Raw genomic sequence first — 3,084 nt, 5'->3', positions numbered from 1 at the left:
TTCCGGTACATTTCCTGAACGGCCAGCACGGTGTCATCCTCTGAAGGGCTGCCTTCATACAAATCGCGCTTAGTCAGACAGATAATCGTATCCAGTCCGGCGTGCTCAATATGGACTAAAAATTTGTCCAGTAAAGGCAGGTTTAAATCCGGCTCACGCAAGGAAAACAGTAGCACGGCTAGCGTGGTATTAGCTACTGGAGGACGAATTAGCTCTGTCGTACGCTTTCTAATCTCCTCGACCATACCTTCCCCGTTCTCAGTCAGTTCGTAAACGACCCGATCACCGACAAGAGGCGTAATCTCTTTTTTCTTAAAAATGCCGCGTGCTCTGCATTGTACCGTAGCTTCGCCAGATACCGGACGCCCATCCTGATCCAGGCTGGAGACATAATAATATCCGCTAAGCGCCTTGACGATCAGACCTTCAGGCATGAGTAAGATGTCCTCCTTCATAATGTTCAAGTTTCATTGCGTATAACAGGTTGAGCATCTTCCTATTGCAAGTTTACTGATGCTGAACAGCCTCAATCACTTTTTTCTTCTTTGCGTGGCCTGGGTTATTTTTATGACTAACCGCCACCTCACTGCGCGTACTCCCCGTGGAATTCGTTCCAGGAACAAAGGCGGAAGGGTCACCATTACCTCCTGTGCCCTCCTGATTGTTCGAGTCGCCTCCACTATTGCCAGTATCATTAGAAGATCCCCCGCTATCACCTTCCTCGCCGTCTCCACTTCCATTCTGCGAGGAAGTACCATCAGGTGTATCCGTTGGTGAAGTTCCAGCAGGCGGAGCAATTTGGGGCATCGTCACCGTTCCATTTTTCGCCTCAATATAAGAGACTGGATACGTATCAATAAAGTCACCATCTCTAAATACTGAGACAACACTGTCTTTGTTCGGAGCCATTAGCAGATTGATAGTGAACATCTGTGTCGTATTAATCGTACGGCTTCCCCATTCCTGATTTTCTCCACGCGCATCCGTATAAGTGATACGAATTTTGCTGTTTTTGCCCTCTTCCTTCGGCGCAACAGGCACATTAAATGGTAGTGTAATCGCTTCTGGCGGGTAACCCGTGCTTACATAAAACGTAATTTCCGTATTTGGTGGCAACTCACTGCCTGCCTCTGACGGCCACTGTTTGGTTACTCTTCCTTTTTCCTGCTCATAGCTAAATTCTTCTTTAATCGAGCCAACCTTCAGCCCTGCCTTTTTAACCTCATTTTCTGCTTGGTTCTGCGTCTTCCCTACCAGGCTTGGCATTTTCACAGTATCAGCGCCCTTGCTGACTGTGAGCACAACCTGGACTGAGTCCTTATCAAATGGCTCATTTGCAGCGGGTGTCTGACTAAGGACGGTCCCCGCGGCCTGATCACTGAACTGCTCATTTTGCTGAATCTGCGTCTCCTTAATTTGCTGGGCGGTCAGCAGCTTAACAGCATTCTCGTAGCTTTGGCCTTTGACATCCGGCATCGGGGTGAGCGGCTTGGCAATCCCGACTTTCAGACTAATCTTGGTTCCTTCCTTGACTAAAGAATCTGCAGGATAGCTTTGATAAAATACAACTCCAGGCGCGATTCCCTCTTTGTATTCATGCTGGATTGGCTCCTCAATGAGTAATCCCGCTTTACTGAGATTAACCTTCGCTTGGTCTTCTGTTTGTGTCAATACACCTGGTACTTTTACCTCAGGCACGACAAGTACACTTTGCACATAGTACACCACTCCGCCCATGCACAGAAGTAACACCAACACTAGTGTTACCCACAAGATCGCTTTTTTTCTATTATTTTTGGACGATTGCTTGCTCGGAAGCTGTTCAGACTCACGCGGTTGAGCAGGTACATCATCGCCACTAGAAGACATCCCTAATTGTTGAGGCTTAATAGCCGGAATAACCCGTGTTTGATCCTCATCATCCAAATGTGTAAACTCCAGCTTGGATTCATTACGCCGTCCCGGCAGCAAACAGGTTTCCAGATCTTTTAGCATTTCGTCTGCCGATTGATAACGCTCTTCTGGATTTTTGCGCATGGATTTTAGAATGACATTTTCAACACTTTGCGGAATCAACGGATTAATTTTACGTGGTTCCTCAAATTCCTCTTGCAAGTGCTTGAGCGCTACACTAATTGGACTTTCTCCCAGGAAAGGGAGCTGCGCTGTCAGCATTTGATATAAGACAATACCTAAAGAATATAAGTCCGATTTTTCGCCGGTGACGACACCCTTTGCATGCTCAGGTGAAAAATAATGAACAGAACCCACAACAGAACCCGTCTGGGTAATGGTCGTTGACGTAACAGCTCTAGCAATCCCAAAATCAGTTACCTTAACCCGTCCATTACGTCCAATTAATATATTATGAGGCTTAATGTCTCGGTGAATGATCTGATTTTGGTGGGCATGCTCCAGCGCATCACAAATCTGGGAAGCAATCCGTACTGCTTCATCCACTTGCAATGGTGCACGTTCTTTAATAATCTCATTCAAATTTTTACCTTCGATGCACTCCATTACAATATAATGGATTTCATCCTCTTGGCCGACATCATAAATACTGACCACATTCGAATGCGAAAGCGAGGCCGCAGACTGCGCCTCACGCCGAAATCGGCGAATAAATTCCTCATCATGAACAAATTGCTGGCGCAACACTTTAACTGCGACATTGCGATTCAGCAAAATGTCTTGAGCCTTATACACCAGCGCCATACCGCCGCCACCGATACGCTCAATAATTTCGTATCTTCCCCCTAGCAGGTGCCCGATCATGCGTCACACCCCTTTTCACTCAATGAAACCGTGTCGTCGGGCAATTCAAACAAAGCTACAGTAATGTTATCGTCTCCTCCGGCAAGCAACGCCAGATGTAGCAGACGATCCGCGCGCTCCTCCAAAGGATTCTCTGCGGCACCTACTACTTTGCTGATTTGTTCTTCCGTTACCAGATTGCTTAATCCGTCGCTACACAGTAACAGTACATCGCCTTTTTCCAGCGCAATGGAGTCAATATCCACTTTCACCTCGGAATCAGTGCCCAGCGCCCGTGTCAGTACATTGCGACGAGGATGGTTCTCC

Annotated in this window: 3 protein-coding genes; all 3 read right to left on the bottom strand. The window is 47.1% G+C overall.

Going from position 1 to position 3,084, the window contains the following annotated elements:
- Nucleotides 1-434: GTPase RsgA (gene rsgA / locus GRP75_RS22870; protein WP_160790451.1), on the bottom strand; the 434-nt coding region annotated here is incomplete at its 3' end.
- A 73-nt stretch (nucleotides 435-507) separates the two neighbouring features.
- A complete protein-coding gene (pknB, locus tag GRP75_RS22865) occupies nucleotides 508-2,778 on the bottom strand; it encodes a Stk1 family PASTA domain-containing Ser/Thr kinase (protein WP_160790450.1) in 2,271 nt (756 codons plus the stop codon).
- On the bottom strand, nucleotides 2,775-3,084 hold a 310-nt coding region (locus tag GRP75_RS22860; RefSeq protein ID WP_160790449.1), incomplete at its 5' end, for a SpoIIE family protein phosphatase. The genes pknB and GRP75_RS22860, both read right to left, overlap by 4 nt.

The organism is Paenibacillus sp. OT2-17 (assembly GCF_009827695.1).
GTDB lineage: Bacteria > Bacillota > Bacilli > Paenibacillales > Paenibacillaceae > Paenibacillus > Paenibacillus polymyxa_B.
The sequence above is the reverse complement of the archived record's forward strand: the minus strand, read 5'-3'. Positions and strand labels throughout refer to the sequence as shown.